Here is a 577-nt window from a genome sequence, read left to right on the forward strand (position 1 = left end):
GGTTACATTAACCATTACCGATAGTGCGGGCGTTACTCAAACCGTGACTGCGATTGTGCAAGCCGACGGCACCTATAGCGTTGATGCACCAGCCGAATTAGCCGAAGGTGAATTTACCGTTAACGCAAGCGTTAACGATGAAGCGGGTAATACAGCAACCACAGACACCACGGGCGTGATTGATACCACTGCGCCGTCGATCACTATCGATACCATAGCGACTGGTAACGACACTACGCCTACCCTTTCAGGTACTACTGATACCACACCGGGTAGCACTGTTACGCTAACTGTTACCGATAGCGAGGGCAACACGCAAACCGTTACTGCCACTGTGCAAGCGGACGGCACCTATAGCGTTGATGTACCTGCAGAATTAGCCGAAGGTGAATTTACGGTTAACGCCAGCGTGACGGATGAAGCTGGCAATACAGCAACTGCTGATACCACAGGGGAAATTGACACCACCGCCCCAACCATTACTATTAATGCGCCAGGTTCGGATAACGACACCACGCCTACCCTTTCAGGTACCACTGATGCCGCGCCGGGTAGCACGGTTACATTAACCATTACC

General features: G+C 52.0%; 1 protein-coding gene. It reads left to right on the forward strand.

The features are described 5' to 3' along the window. Window positions 1-577: Ig-like domain-containing protein (locus C6Y39_RS05270; RefSeq protein ID WP_205664147.1), on the forward strand; the 577-nt coding region annotated here is incomplete at both ends.

Source organism: Alteromonas gracilis, assembly GCF_002993325.1.
GTDB classification, from domain to species: Bacteria; Pseudomonadota; Gammaproteobacteria; order Enterobacterales; family Alteromonadaceae; genus Alteromonas; species Alteromonas gracilis.